This window comes from Pseudomonas sp. BP8 (assembly GCF_017875955.1).
GTDB lineage: Bacteria > Pseudomonadota > Gammaproteobacteria > Pseudomonadales > Pseudomonadaceae > Aquipseudomonas.
This window is the reverse complement of record NZ_JAGINK010000001.1, coordinates 331,011-347,758: the sequence shown is the minus strand read 5'-3', so window position 1 is coordinate 347,758 and position 16,748 is coordinate 331,011. Positions and strand designations below refer to the sequence as shown.

Here is a 16,748-nt window from a genome sequence, read left to right as displayed (position 1 = left end):
TCCTTGAACCCAGCGGCGGCAGCTCACTGCCGCTGCTGGGGCAAGGTTTCTCCAGTGCCGGCCTCTTCGCGGGGCAAGCCCGCTCCTACAGGTTCAGCACATAACCTGTAGGAGCGGGCTTGCCCCGCGAAGAGGCCGGCACGGTTGTACTGCCAGACTTTTCCACCGCCTCCCGGCAGCGCATACTCGCGCGCTGGGCATACCGCTATCTGACGACAAGGACTCATCGTGACCAGGCAACACGCCATGTATTACGTGCAGCGCGACCTCGACGGCCGTCTGTCGCGGGTAGACGCTGTCCCTTACAGCGGATTCACCGCAACGCTCGATGCCAGCGATGCCGAGATCCTCGAATGGTTCGCCGATGATGTTGTCGGCAACAGCCTGAACCAGCTCAAACAGAGCGACCTGGACATGATCCGGGTACTCGAAGACCTCATCGACGTGCTGACCGCCAAAGGCGTGCTGAGCATCACCGACCTGCCCGAAGGCGCCCAAGCCAAGCTGCTCAACCGGTCCAGCGCGCGCAAGGCGTTGGGTGGCTTGAGCAACCTTATCGAAGAAGAAGCGGAAGGCGGCCTGATCTGATCCGCGCAAGCGACCAAGCTGTTCATATGCATATTCTCTAACGGTATTTAAAGTCTCGTTCTTATGACTTTATAGTTCACACCACTGCGTACCTGCCGACCAATCGGCGCGCCGCACGACTTGAATCCACACGGGAGTTCCCCGTGCGTTTCTGATCGATGCGCGCCCTGAAGATCGCGCACTACGTGGGAGTGAGAAATGCCAGCCGCCTCTAACGCCTTGTCGGCCATCGACAGCGCACAGCCGCAATCCTTCGAAATCCGCCCGTTTTCCGGTGCCGTCGGTGCCGAGATCATCGGCCTGGACCTGGCCCAACCGGTCAACAGCGACGATTTCAACCGAATCCATCGCGCCCACCTCGACCATCACGTCCTGGTATTCCGTGACCAGCGCATCAGCCCCGAGCACCAGATCGCCTTCAGCCGCCGCTTCGGCGAGCTGCAGATCCACGTGCTCAAACAGTTCCTGCTGCAGGGCCATCCGGAGATCCTGATCGTCTCCAACATCGTCGAAGACGGCCGGAACGTTGGCCTGGGTGATGCCGGCAAGTTCTGGCATTCGGACTTGTCCTATAAAGAACTGCCCAGCCTCGGCTCGATGTTGCACGCCCAGGAGTTGCCGAGCGAAGGCGGCGACACCCTGTTCGCCGACATGCACAAGGCCTGGGACGCCGTGCCCGATGCCCTGCGTAAAGTCATTGAAGGCCGCGGTGCCGCTCACTCCTACACCGCGCGGTATGCCGAAACCAAGTTCGAGGGCAACTGGCGCCCGACGCTGACCGCCGAACAGCTCGCACAGGTTCAGGAAGTGATCCATCCGGTGGTACGTACCCACCCGGAGAACGGCCGCAAGGCGCTGTTCGTCAGCGAAGGCTTCACCACCCGCATCGTCGGCCTGCCGGAAGACGAGAGCCGCGACGTGCTGCAACAGCTGTACGCCCTGAGCGTGCTCAAGCAGAACATCTACCGCCATCAGTGGCAGCCCCACGACATGGTGTTCTGGGATAACCGCTCGCTGATCCACCTGGCCGCCGGCTGCCCCGCGCACCTGCGTCGCAAATTGTTCCGCACCACCATCCAGGGCAATGCCCCGTTCTGACGACTGAGGAAACACACCATGCGCAAATCCATCAGCCGCCTGGCGGCCAGTATTGGCCTGGGCGCGACCCTGGTCGTTGGCACCCTGGCTGCACCCACTGCGGCCCAGGCCGAAGGCAAGATCCGCATCGCCGAACAGTTCGGCATCGTCTACCTGCTGCTCAATGTGGTGCGTGACCAGCAACTGATCGAGAAACACGGCAAGGAAGAGGGCATCGACATCAAGGTCGACTGGGCGCAGTTGTCCGGCGGTGCCGCGATCAACGACGCATTGCTGTCTGGCTCGGTGGACATCGCCGGTGCCGGCGTCGGCCCGCTGCTCACTGTCTGGGACCGCACCAAGGGGCGGCAGAACGTCAAGGCCGTGGCCTCGCTGGGCAACTTCCCGTACTACCTGGTCAGTAGCAATCCCGATGTGAAGACCATCGCCGACCTGTCCAAAAATGACCGCATCGCCGTACCGGCCGTGGGCGTTTCGGTGCAGTCGCGCTTCCTCCAGTACGCCGCTGCCAAGCAGTGGGGCGACAAGGAGTACAACCGCCTCGACAAGTACACCCTGGCTGTCCCCCACCCAGATGCCACCGCTGCCTTGCTGGCGGGCGGCACCGAGCTGAACGGGCACTTCTCCAACCCGCCGTTCCAGGACCAGGTACTGGCCAACAAGGACGTGCACGTTGTGCTCAACAGCTATGACCTGCTCGGCCCCAATTCGCCGACCTTGCTGTTTGCCACCGAGAAGTTTCGCAACGAAAACCCCAAGACCTACAAGGCGTTTGTCGAGGCCCTGGCCGAGGCGGCGGACTTCGCCCAGAAAGACAAGGCCGCAGCAGCGGACACCTATATCCGCGTGACCAAGGCCAAGATCGACCGTGATGCGTTGATTCGGCTGATCGACAACCCGCAATACGAATTCACCATCACTCCGAAAAATACCTACCCGCTGGCCGAGTTCCTCTATCGGGTCGGTGCGATCAAGCACAAGCCCGAGTCGTGGAAGGACTACTTCTTCCAGGACCAACGTCCACTGCAGGGGAGCTGATTGCCGATGACCGCCCCATTGCCAGGCCACACGGCCAGCAACCTGAGCCGTGTCACCACGCCACCGCAGCTCGCGGTGGATAACGTGAGCCTTGAATACCGCACTGCGCAGCGCGTAGTGCGCGCCACCCACCAGGTCAGCTTCGAAGTGGACCGTGCTGACCGCTTCGTCCTGCTCGGCCCGTCAGGCTGCGGCAAGTCGACCCTGCTCAAGGCCGTAGCGGGGTTTATCGAGCCGACCGAGGGGCAGATCCTGCTGCAGGGGCAGCCCGTCAAAGGCCCCGGCCCTGACCGTATCGTGGTGTTCCAGGAGTTCGACCAGTTGCCGCCGTGGAAAACGGTCAAGCAGAACGTCATGTTTCCGCTGCTGGTGTCGGGTCAGCTCAAGCGCGCCGAAGCCGAGGAACGCGCCCTGCATTATCTGGAAAAGGTCGGCTTGGCCGCCTTCGCCGATGCCTATCCGCATACCCTGTCGGGTGGCATGAAAGCGCGCGTGGCGATTGCCCGGGCGCTGGCCACCCAGCCGAAAATCCTCTTGATGGACGAGCCGTTCGCCGCGCTCGATGCGTTGACCCGGCGCAAGATGCAGGAAGAGTTGCTACTGCTCTGGGAGGAGGTGCGCTTCACCCTGTTGTTCGTCACCCACTCCATCGAAGAAGCGTTGGTGGTTGGCAACCGCATCCTGCTGCTCTCGCCCCACCCAGGCCGCGTGCGCGCCGAAGTGCACAGCCATCAGTATGACCTGGGCAGCCTTGGCGCCAGTGACTTCCAGGCCAGTGCGCGGAATATTCATCGGCTGCTGTTCGATGAAACCGATGAGCCGGAGCAAGCGGCCGACCTGGGTTTCAACGACATCCGCATCGCCTACTGAGAGGAGCCTCAGCCATGACCGCTACACCTGTTCGACAGGAATACGAGGTGCAGCTGGAGCCGCTGCTCAGTGTGCCTCTGGAGCGCCAACTGCCGCTGGTTCAGCGCCTCTGGCAACAAGGTTGGTTGCGCAAGACGGTAATCCTGCTGGTATTGGCCGTGCTGTGGGAGGCTGCGGCGCGCTACACCGACAACGACCTGCTGTTGCCAAGCTTCGTGCAGACGGCGAAGGCCTTTTGGGAGGGCATGTTCAGTGGCGAGTTGCCGGCCAAGGTCGGCGTGTCGCTGGTGGTGCTGCTCAAGGGCTACCTGTTGGGGATTGTCCTGGCGTTCGCGCTGACCAGCCTGGCGGTGTCGACCCAGTTTGGTCGGGACCTGCTCGGAACCCTTACCTCGATGTTCAACCCGTTGCCAGCGATTGCCTTGTTGCCGTTGTCGCTGTTGTGGTTCGGGCTGGGCGATAACAGCCTGATCTTCGTGCTGGTGCATTCGGTGCTGTGGGCCTTGGCGTTGAACACCTATGCGGGCTTTCTCGGCGTCTCCGAGACCTTGCGCATGGCCGGGCGCAACTATGGCCTGCGCGGGTTGCGGCTGGTCCTGCATATCCTCGTGCCGGCAGCGCTGCCGTCGATTCTCTCGGGCTTGAAGATCGGCTGGGCGTTTGCCTGGCGCACGCTGATCGCGGCGGAACTGGTGTTCGGTGCCAGCAGCGGCAAAGGCGGACTGGGCTGGTACATCTTCCAGAACCGCAACGAGCTGTACACCGACAAGGTGTTTGCCGGGTTGGCGGTGGTGATTCTGATCGGCTTGCTGGTGGAGGGATTGGTGTTCAACACCCTGGAGCGGGTAACCGTGCGGCGTTGGGGCATGCAGCGCTAAGCAGAACCCCGCTCTCGTGGGTGATCTGCAGCTCTGCGGACCAGCGCTCCCCCTGTAGGAGCGGGCTTGCCCCGCGAACACCGGCGAAGCCGGTGCCATATACCTTTGTCGCCGTGGCTGACCTCTTCGCGTCAAGCCCGCTCCTACAGGTGATCTGCTGCGTGAAAAGGACGCCGTCGATCTCAATCCTGATACTGGGCCGCCGCACTGCTCAAGGTCCGCCCGATCTCCTCGCGCAACGCCTGCGGCTGCTCCACCACCAGCCCAGCACCCTGGCTCAACAGCCACCAGCGCAGCGGCCAGCCATCAATGACCATCGCCCGCATCCGATGCCCTTGATCAAGCGCTGTCAGTTGCATGTCCGCGGTCAATGGCGCCTCACGCAACTGCCGCGCCAGGCCATCACTGACCCACGCCTGCAACTCCATGCCTTCCCCTTGCACCGGCTGCAGCGCGCCATTGCGCAGATACCCCTGCAAATCGAAATTACCGCGTAGCTCGCCCACCGCCGTCGCCGACCAGTGCCAGCCAAACGGAATGCTCTTGTCATTGCGCTCCAGCGGAAAGATCAACGACAGCTCATTGAGGTCGCGTTCGACCGTGCGCTTGCTGACGCTGAAACCTACGTCACGCAGGCGCCACACCAGTTCGGCACTGGTCACGCCAGGGGAGCGGCTGGGCAATTGCCGCAAGAGTGCCCATTGGCGGCTAAGGGTGGCGCGGGTGGTGGCGAAGGGCAAAATGTGACGTCCTTGTCTAGGCTTGCCGCAACAGGATGGCGGCTCAAGCGAGGCATGGCAATTCGCCACAATTCGCTCAGATCAAGGAAGATGCAAATGGTTGCCTTGAATACGATCGTTCGCGACAGGTTTCGTCGTAGCGTCGCGCAGAATCACGCCTCAACACGGCCGCGGTTGGGCTTGTGTGTCGTTCAATGAGGATGAACATGTCTGCTGCCAGCAATATCCATTCGCTGCTCGCGCGGCTTTTGCCGGAGCGAATCGTGCCTGCGCCGGCTCCACCGCGTCAGCGCCAACGGCTGTTCGCCGGGGTTGGCATGCCCAGCCAGCGGGCGCCGTTGGGTGAGCGCTTTGGTCTGGTCAGTCGGCTGGAAGAAGCGGTCGACCTGCAGGCAGTGTACGCCGACCTGCGGCGCCTGGCCCTGGAAGGTAACGTCCCGGCGCTGAACGACCTTGGCTGGATTTGGCTGAACGGCAAGTATTGGCTGGCCGATACCTCGCTGGCTGGTCACCTGCTGCGTATGGCGGCGCTGCAAGGCAGTGCTGCGGCGTGGTTCAACCTTGGTCAGCAGCGTTATTTTGGCAAGGGCGTGGAGGTCTCCTACCAGCAGGCGGCCGAGTGTTATCGGCAGGCCTTCGCGCGCGGCATGCTGCATGCGGCGGCAGCGTTGGGCGATCTTTATGAGGAAGAAGTCTGTGATGGCGATCAGGACTGGCAGGTCGACCTGGTCGAAGCGATGCGCTGGTTTACCCGAGGTGCCGAGCGTGGCGAGGCGCGCTGCCGTTTTGAAGTCGGTTACCGGTTATTGCACGGGCTCTATGTGGAGACCGACACCAAGGCTGCGCTGTACTGGCTGGAGTTGGCGGCCGCGGCGGGGGTGATGCAGGCGGCGGAAGAGCTGGCCGTGCATTTCAGCCGCCGCGATCCGACGCGCTACAGGGACTGGCGCGACCAGGCGATCCTGATGGGCAGCACCCTGGCCCTGACCATGAAACTGGAAGACCAGATCCAGCCCTGAGAATGCCGGGGCCGCTTTGCGGCCCAATCGCGACACAAGGCCGCTCCCACAGAGGCCGCGCATACCGCAAGACTGGCGCTGTGTTTGTGGGAGATCGCCCAGCCCTTGGGCTGCGCTGTCGCGCAGAGAACAATGCCCGTAAATGCGGCGCATACCCTGTAGGAGCGGGCTTGTCCCGCGAAGAGGCCGGTCCAGCCACCGTGGTATATGGCACAGGCTTCGCCGGTTTCGCGGGTCAAGTCGGATCGCCGCACCGCCGCTTCCACAGAGGCCGCGCATACCGCAAGACTGGCGCTGTGTTTGTGGGAGCGGCCTTGTGTCGCGATCGAGGGCGAAGCCCTCGCCAGGCGCGGAGGTTGGGTTTGATCACGGTCTCATGAACAAGATTTCATCCAGGCAGTTCATCGCGCAAGGTTGACGACAGGGGGAGGGCAGGGCGTATATTGATAGTTAGCAAACTATGAATATCCTCGGTTCCTCACATGACGCTTGATGCACTGCACCTGAAAATCAGCAGCGGCATGGTCGTCGCCGCCCGCCACTGGCGGCGGATCTGCCACACCGCCCTGACTGGCTACGGTATCTCCGAAGCCTGCGCCGTGCCCCTGCTGATGATCGTGCGCCTCGGCGATGGCGTGCATCAGGTGGCGGTAGCCAATGCTGCCGGCCTCGAAAGCCCCTCGCTGGTGCGCCTGCTCGACCAGCTGTGCAAGGCCGGCCTGGTCTGTCGCAGCGAAGACCCACTCGACCGCCGTGCCAAGGCCCTGAGCCTGACCACCGACGGCCGCCTGCTCGCCGAGTCGATCGAAGGCGAACTGGTGCGCCTGCGCCGCGAAGTCCTCAACGGCATCAGCGAAGCTGACCTTGAGGCCACCCTGCGGGTCATCCGCGCCTTCGAAGACGCTGGCCAGGTTACCCCCGGCGGGCTCGCATGAACGGCTTTTTCAGTTCAATGCCGCCCGCCCGCGACTGGTTCTACGGCGTGCGTACCTTCGCCGCCTCGATGATCGCCCTGTACATCGCCCTGCTCATGCAACTGCCACGTCCTTACTGGGCAATGGCCACGGTGTACATCGTCTCCAGCCCCTTCGTCGGCCCGACCAGCTCCAAGGCGCTGTACCGCGCGCTGGGTACCCTGCTCGGCGCCGCTGGTGCGATCTTCCTCATCCCGCCCCTGGTGCAGTCGCCGTTGCTCTTGTCGATCGCGATCGCGCTGTGGACCGGCACCTTGCTATTTCTCTCGCTCAACCTGCGTACTGCCAACAACTATGTGCTGATGTTGGCCGGTTACACCTTGCCGATGATCGCTCTGGCGGTCGTCGACAACCCCCTGGCGGTATTCGATGTGGCCTCGTCGCGGGCCCAGGAGATCTGCTTGGGTATCGTCTGCGCGGCGGTAGTGGGCGCAATCTTCTGGCCCCGCCGGCTGGCCCCGGTGGTGGTCGGCTCGACCGGCAACTGGTTCACCGAAGCGATCCGCTACAGCGACACCTACCTGGCTCGTGACGTGGCGGTCGACAAGGTCGGCGCCATGCGCGCGTCGATGGTTGCCACCTTCAACAGCCTGGAGCTGATGATCGGCCAACTCGGCCACGAAGGCGCCGGCCCGCATACCTTGAAGAACGCCCGCGAGCTGCGCGGGCGGATGATCCACCTGTTACCCGTGATCGATGCCCTGGACGACGCTCTGGTCGCCCTCGAAGGCCGCGCCCCGGCCCAGTTCGCCCAGATCCAGCCGCTGCTGGTCGAGGCCCGTGAATGGCTGCAGGCCAGCGCCGAAGACGCTTCGGCGGCGCGCTGGAGCGCCCTGCGTGACAAGCTCGAACGCCTGCAACCCAGCGCTGCCGCGCTCGATCAGCGGGCAGAGTTGCTGTTGTCCAATGCGCTCTACCGTCTTACCGAATGGCTCGACCTGTGGCAGGACTGCTGCACCCTCCAGCACGCCTTGCGCAAGGACGACGCCACGCCATGGCGCGCGACTTACCGCCACTGGCGGCTGGGCCGGCTGACGCCATTCTTCGACCGCGGCCTGATGCTGTACTCGGTGTTCTCCACCGTGACCGCGATCATCGTCGCCTGCGGCCTGTGGATCGGCCTGGGCTGGCACGACGGCGCCAGTGCGGTGATCCTTGCCGCCGTCGCCTGCAGCTTCTTCGCCGCAATGGACGATCCGGCGCCGCAGATCTACCGGTTCTTCTTCTGGACGCTGCTGTCGGTGATTTTCTCCAGCGTCTACCTGTTCCTGGTGCTGCCCAACCTGCATGACTTCCCCATGCTGGTGCTGGCCTTCGCCGTGCCGTTCATTTGCGTCGGTACCCTGACCGTTCAGCCGCGCTTCTACCTCGGCACCCTGCTGACCATCGTCAACACGGCCACCTTCATCAGCATCCAGGGCGCCTACGACGCGGACTTTTTCACCTTCCTCAACGCCAACCTGGCTGGCCCTGTCGGGTTGCTGTTCGCGTTTATCTGGACCTTGCTGGTGCGCCCGTTCGGTGTCGAGCTGGCGGCCAAGCGGCTGACCCGCTTCGCTTGGCGCGACATCGTCGAGATGACCCAGCCGGCGACCCTTGCCGAGCAGCGTCAGGTCGGCGTGCAGATGCTCGACCGCCTCATGCAGCACCTGCCACGCCTGTCGCAGACCGGCCAGGACAGCGGCGTGGCCCTGCGCGACCTGCGCGTGGGGCTGAACCTGCTCGACCTGCAGGCGTACCTGCCACGGGTCGGCCAGCAGGCCCGCGAGCGCTTGCTCACTGTGATCAAAGAAGTCGGCGCCCACTATGCCCAGTGCCTGCGTGCCGGTGAACGCTTGCACGCCCCACCGGCGCTGCTGCGCAACATGGAGCGTGCTCGCCAGGGCCTGGCCCTGGACGACCTGCACGATCGCGGCGAGGCCCGCGTGCACCTGCTGCATGCACTGAGCGGCCTGCGCCTGGCGCTGCTGCCCGGGGTGGAGGTGATGCTCGAGCCGAGCGAACAAGCGCAACTGCCGCAAGGCATCGACGGAGCCCCGCTGTGATCGGAGAACTGGATATCAGCGGGGTGTTCCTGCCCACGCTGCTGGTGATGATGGTCTGCACCTACGTGTTGTTTCTGGGCGTGCACGCTGTGCTGGTGCGCCTGCATTTCTACCGCCTGGTCTGGCACCGGGCGTTGTTCAACGTTGCCCTGTATGCCGTGCTGCTTGGTGCGGTGGATCACTTTTGCCGAAGCCTGATGCTGCCATGAAAAAACCTTTGTTGACCTTGGGCCGTGTGGTCCTGACCCTCTTGGTGGTGACCTTCGCGGCCGTACTGGTCTGGCAGATGGTCGTCTACTACATGTTTGCCCCCTGGACTCGCGACGGCCATATCCGCGCCGACGTGATCCAGATCGCCCCCGATGTGTCCGGGCTGATCCAGAAAGTCGAGGTGCGTGACAACCAGGTGATCAAGCGCGGTGACGTGTTGTTCACCATCGACCAGGACCGCTTCAGCCTGGCCCTGCGCCATGCCCAGGCGACCCTCAGCGAGCGTCAGGAGACGCTCGCTCAGGCCACCCGCGAAGCGCGCCGCAACAAACAGCTGGGCAACCTGGTAGCCGCCGAGCAGCTTGAAGAGAGCCAATCACGCGAGGCCCGCGCCCGCTCGGCGGTCAACGAAGCCCAGGTGGCGGTCGACAGCGCCCAGCTCAACCTCGACCGCTCGGTGGTCCGTAGCCCGGTCGACGGCTACCTCAACGACCGCGCTCCACGTGCCCACGAGTTCGTCACGGCCGGTCGCGCCGTGCTGTCGGTGGTCGACAGTGCCTCGTACCACGTCGATGGCTATTTCGAAGAGACCAAGCTCGGCGGTATTCATATTGGCGATGCCGTGGATATCCGCGTGATGGGCGACGACACCCGCCTGCGCGGCCACGTCGAAAGCCTGGCGGCCGGCATCGAAGACCGCGACCGCAGCAGTGGCGCCAACCTGCTGCCCAACGTCAACCCGGCGTTCAGCTGGGTGCGTTTGGCCCAGCGGATCCCGGTGCGCATCGCCTTTGATGATGTGCCGGAAGATTTCCGCATGATTGCCGGGCGCACCGCGACCGTTTCGATCATCGAGGGCCAGCGCCCATGAAACGCCTGATGCTGCTGGGCCTGGCCCTGTCTCTGGGTGCCTGCCAGATGGTCGGCCCCGATTACCAGGTGCCCGAAGACGCCGCGGTGCAGCGCAGCGACCTCAAAGGCCCGCTGCGCCAGGACGCCGACAGCGTCGTCTCGGCGCCAGTGCCGGAAGACTGGTGGCAGTTGTATCAGGATCAGCGCCTCAATCAGCTGGTCCGCGAGGCGCTGGGCGCCAACAGCGAACTGCGTGTGGCCGCTGCCAACATCGCCAAGGCCCGTGCGCAGCTTGAAGTCGCCCAAGCCCAAGGCGGTTTCAGCGGGGGCGCCAAGGTTGCTGCGCAGCGCTTGCAGGAGTCCGGTGAAGCCTTCCTGCAGCCAGAGAAGGTGCCGGTGGCGAACATCGGCGAAGCTATTCTCAGTGCCTCCTACCAGTTCGACCTGTGGGGTACCTTCAAGCGCGGTACCGAGGCCGCTCAAGCCAATGCCGACGCCGTGCAGGCAGCAGCCGATACCGCGCGCATCACCCTGGTGGCCGACGTGGTCAAGGCCTACACCCAGGTATGCTCGGCCAACGAAGAGCTGCACATTGCGCGTGAGTCTTTGGGCTTGCAGCAGCAGAGCGTGCAGCTCAACCAGCGCCTGCGCGATGCCGGCCGTGGCGATGAAACCCAGGTCACCCGCTCGCAGACCCAGTTCAAATCGTTGCGGGCCGAGCTGCCGCGCTTCAACGCCGAGCGCGAGGCCGGCCTCTACACCCTGGCCGCGCTGTTGGCCAAGCCGGTCGAGCAACTGCCGGCCGGCACTGCCGATTGCGCCGAGCTGCCGCACCTGGCCCAACTGGTCCCGGTCGGCGACGGCGCCGCGCTGCTCAAACGCCGCCCTGACGTGCGCCAGGCCGAGCGCCAGCTGGCCGCGGCCACCGCCACCATCGGCGTGGCGACCGGCGCGCTGTACCCGAACATCAGCATCGGCGCCCAGGTGGGCACCATCGGTATCCTCGAGAACCTTGGCGAGCCGTCAACCAATCGCTGGGGCTTCGGCCCGCTGGTGAGCTGGACCATTCCCACCAACGCCACCCGTGCGCGTATTCGCGAGGCCGAGGCGTCGACCCAGGCGGCGCTGGCGCACTTCGATGGCGTAGTACTCAACGCCATTCGCGAGACCCAGACGCGCTTGGCCCAGTACAGCGCGTTGCTGGATCGGCGCGATGCCCTGGCCGAGGCCGAGAAGTCGGCCAAGGAAGCGGCAGACCAGACTCACCGGTACTTCCAGGCCGGGCGTGAATCGTTCTTGGCGGATCTGCAGGCAACCCGCACCTATACCGAAATGCGTGGGCAGTTGGCGGCGGCCAATAGCCAGGTGGCGATGGGGCAGATTGGCGTGTTCCTGGCGTTGGGTGGCGGGTGGAAGGAGGCTGTTGATCGATAGGCTTGCTGCGCTGCGCAGTTGTGCCCCCTTCGGCTTGTTTCCTAGCAGTTGTACAAGTACCGGTAAAACGCGAACTCATGGATTTTGTGCCCAACGTCCATGGGAGTAATACGCATGACCCATCAAACCAAGCAGCATGAGTCATCCAAAAAACAGTTTTTCTATCAGCGAGATCGTCTGATCAGTGAAGTGGAGGATAACGCCTCTCGTAGCGTTGTCTGCGCTGACCATCACTTGATCGCAAAGCTCAGACGGGAGGGTGAAGTGTCCACGCTGGTCTGGCTGGCGACAGATAACAAGCGTTCAGTACTCACGAGCGGCTCACGGCGTGGCTGGAGAGAGATTGCTTACACCCCTTACGGATTTCATATTCCGGAGGTCGGGCAAGCGGGCATCGGGTTTAATGGCGTAATGAAAGACAGCCATACCTCGCATTATTTTCTGGGCGCTGGGTATCGCCTGTATAACTGCGTGTTGATGCGTTTTCAAAGCCCTGACAGTTGGAGTCCTTTCGGCCAGGGCGGGCTCAACAGCTATGCATTTGTGAAGGGCGATCCTGTCAATCACATTGATCCTGATGGGCACATGCCAAAGCGGGTGGCTACTGCGAGGCGGCTTTCTCAACCCAATCGTATAGCACCCCCGAAGGATTTGACTGTCCCCGGAGCAGCGCTTGGCCAGAGGCGCTCTTCCGCTCCATTGCTCGCGAAGGAAGGCAGGTCGATATCCAGTAGCGAAGCTTCGAAAAGCAGCTCGGCAGCGAGTTTGTCTGCTTCCAGCAGCGGTTCATCGGTATTTTCGCCCAGCCCAATTGATGTTCCTCGTGGAGGGGGATGGACATATTCGAAGACCGGGGCAAAGTTCAAGTCTTCGGGGCTTAATGATATCGAGCAGCAAAAATTCGATACCTTTCAGAATGCAATTCATCATTTCGGCCTGTCGCCAGCAAATGCTGCACTTCTGGCAGGAAAAGCCGACTTCAAACTGTTGGACAAGAACACGGCGCTTTACCAGATCCGCCTCAGTCTGAGTGAGCGTGTGACGTTTACTGCTCAAGACAAACGTGTCGAAATCCGTCAGGTAGGAGGCCATACCTGACTGCCGCTAGGTCTGTTAATTGATAATCGGTAGGATCTTTCCGAAGTTGATTGTCTAGGTCTTCAATGTGATGCTGCTTCGGAAGTATCCTACACGTTTTGCGGAAGTGTCTTAATTGTCGGGGAAGCGGCTCAGGGATAACGTCTTCAGGTCGCCTGAAAAGGGCGATCGGGCGTGAGACCCCCGGTTCCAAGGCATCCGCTTAATGGCGGTCGTACGCGGGCAGGCTTCGGCCTGGTCGGGTTTGCCTATGGGCCCGGGTCTCACCCCGCGTATGACTGCCACCCAAATCCGTGAGACGAAAAGGAAGGCAGTTACCTATCCGCATACCATAGGTGCTTCGCCATGAAAAAGATCGTCCCCGATCCACCCCGCCTCAAGCTCATCATCTCTCCCCACTTCTCCGTCCACAGCCACATGATCCCGCCCGACTCCCTGGCGCTGGCCAGCGAGTTCCTCAATGGCGTCATCGAGACCCTCGAAGCCCACTGTTGCCAGGACGCCGACGAGCCGGATCCGAACGCCCTCGCCAGCGCCGCGCACGTCATCAAGATGGCCCGCACGCTGATCGAGCACGCGCTATCCAGGTTGTGACCCAGGCGAATCAAGGAGAGATGCAATGAACGATGACACCCAGCCCCTAACCACAGCCGGCGTTGAACACACCGACCTGTTCAGCGTCCGCCCAGGCATACCGATCACCCAGGCCTTCGATGAATTGTCGGTACTGCTGGGCTGCGTAGGTCACTTGACCGACCAGGCCGAAATGGAAGGTGATCGTCAAGCCGGCAGCGCCGCCCGTATACTCAGCAGCCTGGCCAAAGCGTTGATCAACGACATGGAGTCGGGGATCAACCGCCTGCGGTAATTCCATCAGAAATAGCCGGGGCCGCTTTGCGGCCCTTTCGCGACACCGCACTGCGTAACCTACAGGGGCTTGCTAAATCAGAGAGCTAGCGTTAGCTCTGCGGGAGATTGCCCCTCCCTTCAGGCTGCGCTATCGCGCATAGAACAGCCATCATAAATGCGGCGCATCCCTGTAGGAGCGGGCTTGTCCGGCGAAGCCGGTGCCATCCACCACGCTGGCTGGACTGGCCTCTTCGCGGGGCCGCCGCCCCTGCAGAGTTCTGCTAAATCAATGAGTTAGCGTTAGTTCCATGAGCGCGGCCTTGTGCCGCGAAAGGGCTGCGCAGCAGCCCCGCTGGGCTCAAACCCTGAGTTCGACGAGCGCAAAATGGGCGACCGGCTGGCGGTACGTAACCTGTTCACCGAGCTGCGCGAACGGCAGGTTTAGCGCATACGAACTGTAACTGGGCTGCGCTCCGTTTGAGCATGCTCTGAGCTAAACGAGGTCTGCCTTGGATCGCGAATGTCTGCAATCAAAAGTGATGCTGGACGAATCCCTCGTTCCCTATTCGGCGTGAGCGCCTCTGTTGCAGGGGTAGTGGCGTTATTTTGGTGTTGGATGTTCGGGCGCTGATTTTGCTGTGCAGCCAGAGGACTGCCAAGGTTCTCTTTACCTGCTATGGATTCAATTCTCTGTGCCATGACCTCTTCTTGCCTACTTCTTCGCATAAGTGTTTCGTGCTCAGAGAGGTTATCTGGGCGATTAGCGAGCGTTCTGGTTTGTTGAGCGCGAGCACGATGAATTGCTGCTCGGCTCATCGGAGAAGGGCCTCGACGGGCAATAATGGGGATGCCATTAAGTGAGATGTTTTTTAGCGCTCGAGTTGGTATTTTTCCACTGGGGTCTACAAAGTTGACTGGGTCACCCTTGCAATAGGCGTATTGATTGACTCCGCCCTCAGCAAATGGGCTCATGGCATCGGGAGAGTGAAAGCGCTGCAGCGAAGGACTAAATAAACGATAGCCATTGCCTAACGGATAGCAACCTGTGTGTTGGTCGAACCGCTCTCCATTGAACGAAAGCATTGAAGCAGTCCGGTTATGTGCTGGACTATAACCGTAGGGTGAATACCGTATTGATTGTGAGAAACCTCTGCTGTTGGCTTGTAAAACCGATTCAAAGCCATTGCTTGCCAAGAGTACGCTCTCAGCGTCACGCTCACTCACTCGAAGTTCGGCATGGGGCATGTTTTTTGTACGGAATGATGAGCATTTTAGGTTATTTGTAATCTCTGTATGGAGTTTTATACCTTGGTTAAACAGCAGAGTGCTCATATTCTTACCACTTGGTGAAGTGAGGCTCTTTAAAATGCTTTAGCGTCGCCCCTAAGGCAACTGGTAAAAATGTTAGGCATGGCGAAGGTTGCATTCATTTTGCGTAAGCTGTGGACGCAATTGTCTGGTTGCAAATCCAAAAGTTTGTACGATCCTGTAAGCATGCTTACCCCGCGAACAACGGCTAAGCCGGTGCCGTCCATCGTCGTTGCCGGAGCTGGCGTTTTCGCGGTGCAAGTCTGCTCCTACAGGGGCGCGCAGTGCTAGCGGTCTTTGATCTCTGTTTGAGGGCCTCCCCTAGGGGGCGAGCGGGTGATGACCTTTCTGAAACTGCTCAGCACACGCTTTAGGTCAGACCTGCTTCAGAAGTAGCCTACATGCTTTGAGGAAGCTTCCATGGGTCGCCTAACAGGAGGGTGGAGCGGGGTTGCCCGAAAAGAGGTCATATCTGGCACTATGCAGAACGTGTCAGAACCGGTGAGAAAAGCAACATGCGTATATGGATCGATGCCGACGCCTGCCCCAAGCAAGCCAAGGACCTGATCGTCAAATTCGCCCTCAAGCGCAAGATCGAGGTGGTGATGGTCGCCGGTCAGGCGCAGATCAAGCCGGCGTTCGCCTGTGTGCGACTGATCGTGGTACCGAGCGGTCCCGATGCGGCGGATGATTACCTGGTCGAGAACGCCGTACCGGGCGAACTGGTGATCTGCAGCGATATCCCCCTGGCCGACCGATTGGTCAAGAAGGGCGTCGCCGCGCTGGACCCACGTGGCCGTGAGTTCGACGAGCGCAACATGGGCGACCGGCTGGCGGTACGTAACCTGTTCACCGAGCTGCGCGAGCAGGGCCAGGTCAGTGGCGGCCAGGCGCCCTATGGTGAGAAAGAGAAGCAGGAGTTCGCCAACTCCCTCGACCGCATCCTGACCCGTTTGGCCAAAGGCTAGAAGGGCGCGCGCGGCGCGCCCGCGGCGTCACGTCAGGCGTCGCCTTCGTGAGTCAGCTCCAGCACCCGGTCCACCAGCTTGTAGATCCCGCCCGCCGCCTCGCTGATCGAGGTGGCCAGCATGTATGCCGGGGTGGTCACCAACTTGCGCTGGGTGTCTTCGACGATGTCATGCACATCGCACTCTTCATGAGTACCGCCCATCTTCACCACGGCTGCGCTGGTGCCGGCGTCATTACCAATGGTGCAGACCACGCCCGGCCCGTAGATCTTCGCCGCCAGCGCGGGCGAAATGCACATCAGGCCCACCGGCTTGCCCGCTTCGGCAAACGCTTCGGCCAGGGCCAGGACGTCTGGCTGCACGCTGCACTTTTCGCCTTCGACAGCAAAGTTGGAGAGGTTCTTCGCGGCGCCAAAGCCACCAGGCACGATCAGCGCATCGAAGTCCTTGGCGTCGGCCTCGCGGATGTCCTTGACCTCACCGCGGGCGATGCGCGCCGATTCCACCAGCACATTGCGCGACTCAGGCATGGTTTCGCCGGTCAGGTGATCGATCACGTGCATCTGCGCGATGTTCGGCGCAAAGCACTGTACCTGCGCGCCTCGCTGGTCGAGGCGCAGCAGGGTGATTACGCTTTCATGGATTTCGGCGCCGTCATACACGCCACAGCCGGAAAGAATCACCGCAACTTTTTTTGTCATGCTCATTACTCCAGTGTCGAGGCGCTTGATGTCCTCTAGTTTGGCAGATGTGGGCATGACGCGGTGTGCTCACAACCC

The 16,748-nt window shown here is 61.9% G+C and carries 18 protein-coding genes and 1 pseudogene; 16 read left to right on the top strand and 3 right to left on the bottom strand.

Annotation, left to right across the window (positions count from 1 at the left end; genetic code table 11):
* The first annotated feature begins 246 nt into the window (after window positions 1–246).
* From J3B00_RS01555 to J3B00_RS01535, 5 genes are all read left to right on the top strand, one after another.
* A complete protein-coding gene (locus tag J3B00_RS01555; protein ID WP_209874522.1) occupies window positions 247–588 on the top strand; it encodes a tryptophan synthase subunit beta in 342 nt (113 codons plus the stop codon).
* 198 nt (window positions 589–786) lie between these two features.
* Window positions 787–1,686 (top strand): TauD/TfdA family dioxygenase, encoded by a 900-nt coding sequence (locus tag J3B00_RS01550; protein WP_209862619.1) that lies wholly within the window; start codon window positions 787–789, stop codon window positions 1,684–1,686.
* 18 nt (window positions 1,687–1,704) lie between these two features.
* Window positions 1,705–2,724, top strand: a complete 1,020-nt coding sequence (locus J3B00_RS01545) for an ABC transporter substrate-binding protein (RefSeq protein WP_209862616.1) — start codon at window positions 1,705–1,707, stop codon at window positions 2,722–2,724.
* Between the two features lie 6 nt (window positions 2,725–2,730).
* Window positions 2,731–3,594, top strand: a complete 864-nt coding sequence (locus tag J3B00_RS01540; protein WP_245362467.1) for an ABC transporter ATP-binding protein — start codon at window positions 2,731–2,733, stop codon at window positions 3,592–3,594.
* Window positions 3,595–3,608: 14 nt separating this feature from the next.
* Window positions 3,609–4,472 carry an ABC transporter permease gene (locus J3B00_RS01535; protein WP_209862613.1) on the top strand — a complete coding sequence of 288 codons (864 nt, stop codon included), beginning with the start codon at window positions 3,609–3,611 and terminating at the stop codon, window positions 4,470–4,472.
* A 182-nt stretch (window positions 4,473–4,654) separates the two neighbouring features.
* Here the strand turns inward: J3B00_RS01535 and J3B00_RS01530 are convergent, their stop codons facing one another.
* Window positions 4,655–5,212, bottom strand: a complete 558-nt coding sequence (locus J3B00_RS01530; RefSeq protein ID WP_209862610.1) for a WYL domain-containing protein — start codon at window positions 5,210–5,212, stop codon at window positions 4,655–4,657.
* Window positions 5,213–5,418: 206 nt separating this feature from the next.
* Here J3B00_RS01530 and J3B00_RS01525 point away from each other — a divergent pair, with 206 nt between their 5' ends.
* The 10 genes and pseudogenes from J3B00_RS01525 to J3B00_RS26495 all read left to right on the top strand — a co-directional run.
* Window positions 5,419–6,231 carry a tetratricopeptide repeat protein gene (locus J3B00_RS01525; protein ID WP_209862607.1) on the top strand — a complete coding sequence of 271 codons (813 nt, stop codon included), beginning with the start codon at window positions 5,419–5,421 and terminating at the stop codon, window positions 6,229–6,231.
* A 482-nt stretch (window positions 6,232–6,713) separates the two neighbouring features.
* Window positions 6,714–7,166 (top strand): MarR family transcriptional regulator, encoded by a 453-nt coding sequence (locus J3B00_RS01520; RefSeq protein WP_209862604.1) that lies wholly within the window; start codon window positions 6,714–6,716, stop codon window positions 7,164–7,166.
* Window positions 7,163–9,250, top strand: coding sequence for an FUSC family protein (locus tag J3B00_RS01515; RefSeq protein WP_209862601.1), 2,088 nt, complete (start codon window positions 7,163–7,165; stop codon window positions 9,248–9,250). The genes J3B00_RS01520 and J3B00_RS01515 overlap by 4 nt, the downstream gene beginning before the upstream one ends.
* On the top strand, window positions 9,247–9,459 hold the full coding sequence (locus tag J3B00_RS01510; RefSeq protein ID WP_209862598.1) for a DUF1656 domain-containing protein: 213 nt from the start codon (window positions 9,247–9,249) through the stop codon (window positions 9,457–9,459). Before J3B00_RS01515 ends, J3B00_RS01510 begins: the two co-directional genes overlap by 4 nt.
* The gene (locus J3B00_RS01505; protein WP_209862595.1) at window positions 9,456–10,331 is read left to right on the top strand and encodes an HlyD family secretion protein; all 876 of its coding nucleotides are present in this window, start codon (window positions 9,456–9,458) and stop codon (window positions 10,329–10,331) included. The genes J3B00_RS01510 and J3B00_RS01505 overlap by 4 nt, the downstream gene beginning before the upstream one ends.
* Complete coding sequence (locus tag J3B00_RS01500) at window positions 10,328–11,746, top strand: efflux transporter outer membrane subunit (protein WP_209862592.1); 1,419 nt, start codon at window positions 10,328–10,330, stop codon at window positions 11,744–11,746. Before J3B00_RS01505 ends, J3B00_RS01500 begins: the two co-directional genes overlap by 4 nt.
* 114 nt (window positions 11,747–11,860) lie before the next feature.
* Complete coding sequence (locus tag J3B00_RS01495; protein ID WP_209862589.1) at window positions 11,861–12,844, top strand: RHS repeat-associated core domain-containing protein; 984 nt, start codon at window positions 11,861–11,863, stop codon at window positions 12,842–12,844.
* A gap of 345 nt (window positions 12,845–13,189) precedes the next feature.
* On the top strand, window positions 13,190–13,438 hold the full coding sequence (locus tag J3B00_RS01490; protein ID WP_209862585.1) for a hypothetical protein: 249 nt from the start codon (window positions 13,190–13,192) through the stop codon (window positions 13,436–13,438).
* A gap of 25 nt (window positions 13,439–13,463) precedes the next feature.
* Window positions 13,464–13,712: a DUF3077 domain-containing protein gene (locus J3B00_RS01485; RefSeq protein WP_209862582.1), complete on the top strand. Its 249-nt coding sequence runs from the start codon at window positions 13,464–13,466 to the stop codon at window positions 13,710–13,712.
* Window positions 13,713–14,015: 303 nt separating this feature from the next.
* A pseudogene (locus J3B00_RS26495) lies at window positions 14,016–14,129 on the top strand (YaiI/YqxD family protein); the annotation flags it as partial.
* A 5-nt stretch (window positions 14,130–14,134) separates the two neighbouring features.
* Here the strand turns inward: J3B00_RS26495 and J3B00_RS01480 are convergent.
* A complete protein-coding gene (locus J3B00_RS01480) occupies window positions 14,135–15,025 on the bottom strand; it encodes an RHS repeat-associated core domain-containing protein (protein ID WP_209862579.1) in 891 nt (296 codons plus the stop codon).
* 491 nt (window positions 15,026–15,516) lie between these two features.
* On the opposite strand from J3B00_RS01480, the gene J3B00_RS01475 reads away from it, so the two are divergent.
* Window positions 15,517–15,969: a YaiI/YqxD family protein gene (locus tag J3B00_RS01475; protein WP_209862576.1), complete on the top strand. Its 453-nt coding sequence runs from the start codon at window positions 15,517–15,519 to the stop codon at window positions 15,967–15,969.
* A gap of 32 nt (window positions 15,970–16,001) precedes the next feature.
* Here the strand turns inward: J3B00_RS01475 and elbB are convergent, their stop codons facing one another.
* A complete protein-coding gene (gene elbB, locus J3B00_RS01470) occupies window positions 16,002–16,670 on the bottom strand; it encodes an isoprenoid biosynthesis glyoxalase ElbB (RefSeq protein ID WP_209862573.1) in 669 nt (222 codons plus the stop codon).
* Between the last annotated feature and the right edge of the window lie 78 nt (window positions 16,671–16,748).

What these genes read in the sequence shown, in the direction of transcription:
- J3B00_RS01555 (WP_209874522.1), top strand. Translation starts at nt 247, where the DNA reads ATGTATTACGTGCAGCGCGACCTCGACGGCCGTCTGTCGCGGGTAGAC.
- J3B00_RS01550 (WP_209862619.1), top strand. Translation starts at nt 787, where the DNA reads ATGCCAGCCGCCTCTAACGCCTTGTCGGCCATCGACAGCGCACAGCCG.
- J3B00_RS01545 (WP_209862616.1), top strand. Translation starts at nt 1,705, where the DNA reads ATGCGCAAATCCATCAGCCGCCTGGCGGCCAGTATTGGCCTGGGCGCG.
- J3B00_RS01540 (WP_245362467.1), top strand. Translation starts at nt 2,731, where the DNA reads ATGACCGCCCCATTGCCAGGCCACACGGCCAGCAACCTGAGCCGTGTC.
- J3B00_RS01535 (WP_209862613.1), top strand. Translation starts at nt 3,609, where the DNA reads ATGACCGCTACACCTGTTCGACAGGAATACGAGGTGCAGCTGGAGCCG.
- J3B00_RS01525 (WP_209862607.1), top strand. Translation starts at nt 5,419, where the DNA reads ATGTCTGCTGCCAGCAATATCCATTCGCTGCTCGCGCGGCTTTTGCCG.
- J3B00_RS01520 (WP_209862604.1), top strand. Translation starts at nt 6,714, where the DNA reads ATGACGCTTGATGCACTGCACCTGAAAATCAGCAGCGGCATGGTCGTC.
- J3B00_RS01515 (WP_209862601.1), top strand. Translation starts at nt 7,163, where the DNA reads ATGAACGGCTTTTTCAGTTCAATGCCGCCCGCCCGCGACTGGTTCTAC.
- J3B00_RS01505 (WP_209862595.1), top strand. Translation starts at nt 9,456, where the DNA reads ATGAAAAAACCTTTGTTGACCTTGGGCCGTGTGGTCCTGACCCTCTTG.
- J3B00_RS01500 (WP_209862592.1), top strand. Translation starts at nt 10,328, where the DNA reads ATGAAACGCCTGATGCTGCTGGGCCTGGCCCTGTCTCTGGGTGCCTGC.
- J3B00_RS01495 (WP_209862589.1), top strand. Translation starts at nt 11,861, where the DNA reads ATGACCCATCAAACCAAGCAGCATGAGTCATCCAAAAAACAGTTTTTC.
- J3B00_RS01490 (WP_209862585.1), top strand. Translation starts at nt 13,190, where the DNA reads ATGAAAAAGATCGTCCCCGATCCACCCCGCCTCAAGCTCATCATCTCT.
- J3B00_RS01485 (WP_209862582.1), top strand. Translation starts at nt 13,464, where the DNA reads ATGAACGATGACACCCAGCCCCTAACCACAGCCGGCGTTGAACACACC.
- J3B00_RS01480 (WP_209862579.1), bottom strand. Translation starts at nt 15,025, where the DNA reads ATGAGCACTCTGCTGTTTAACCAAGGTATAAAACTCCATACAGAGATT.
- J3B00_RS01475 (WP_209862576.1), top strand. Translation starts at nt 15,517, where the DNA reads ATGCGTATATGGATCGATGCCGACGCCTGCCCCAAGCAAGCCAAGGAC.
- elbB (WP_209862573.1), bottom strand. Translation starts at nt 16,670, where the DNA reads ATGACAAAAAAAGTTGCGGTGATTCTTTCCGGCTGTGGCGTGTATGAC.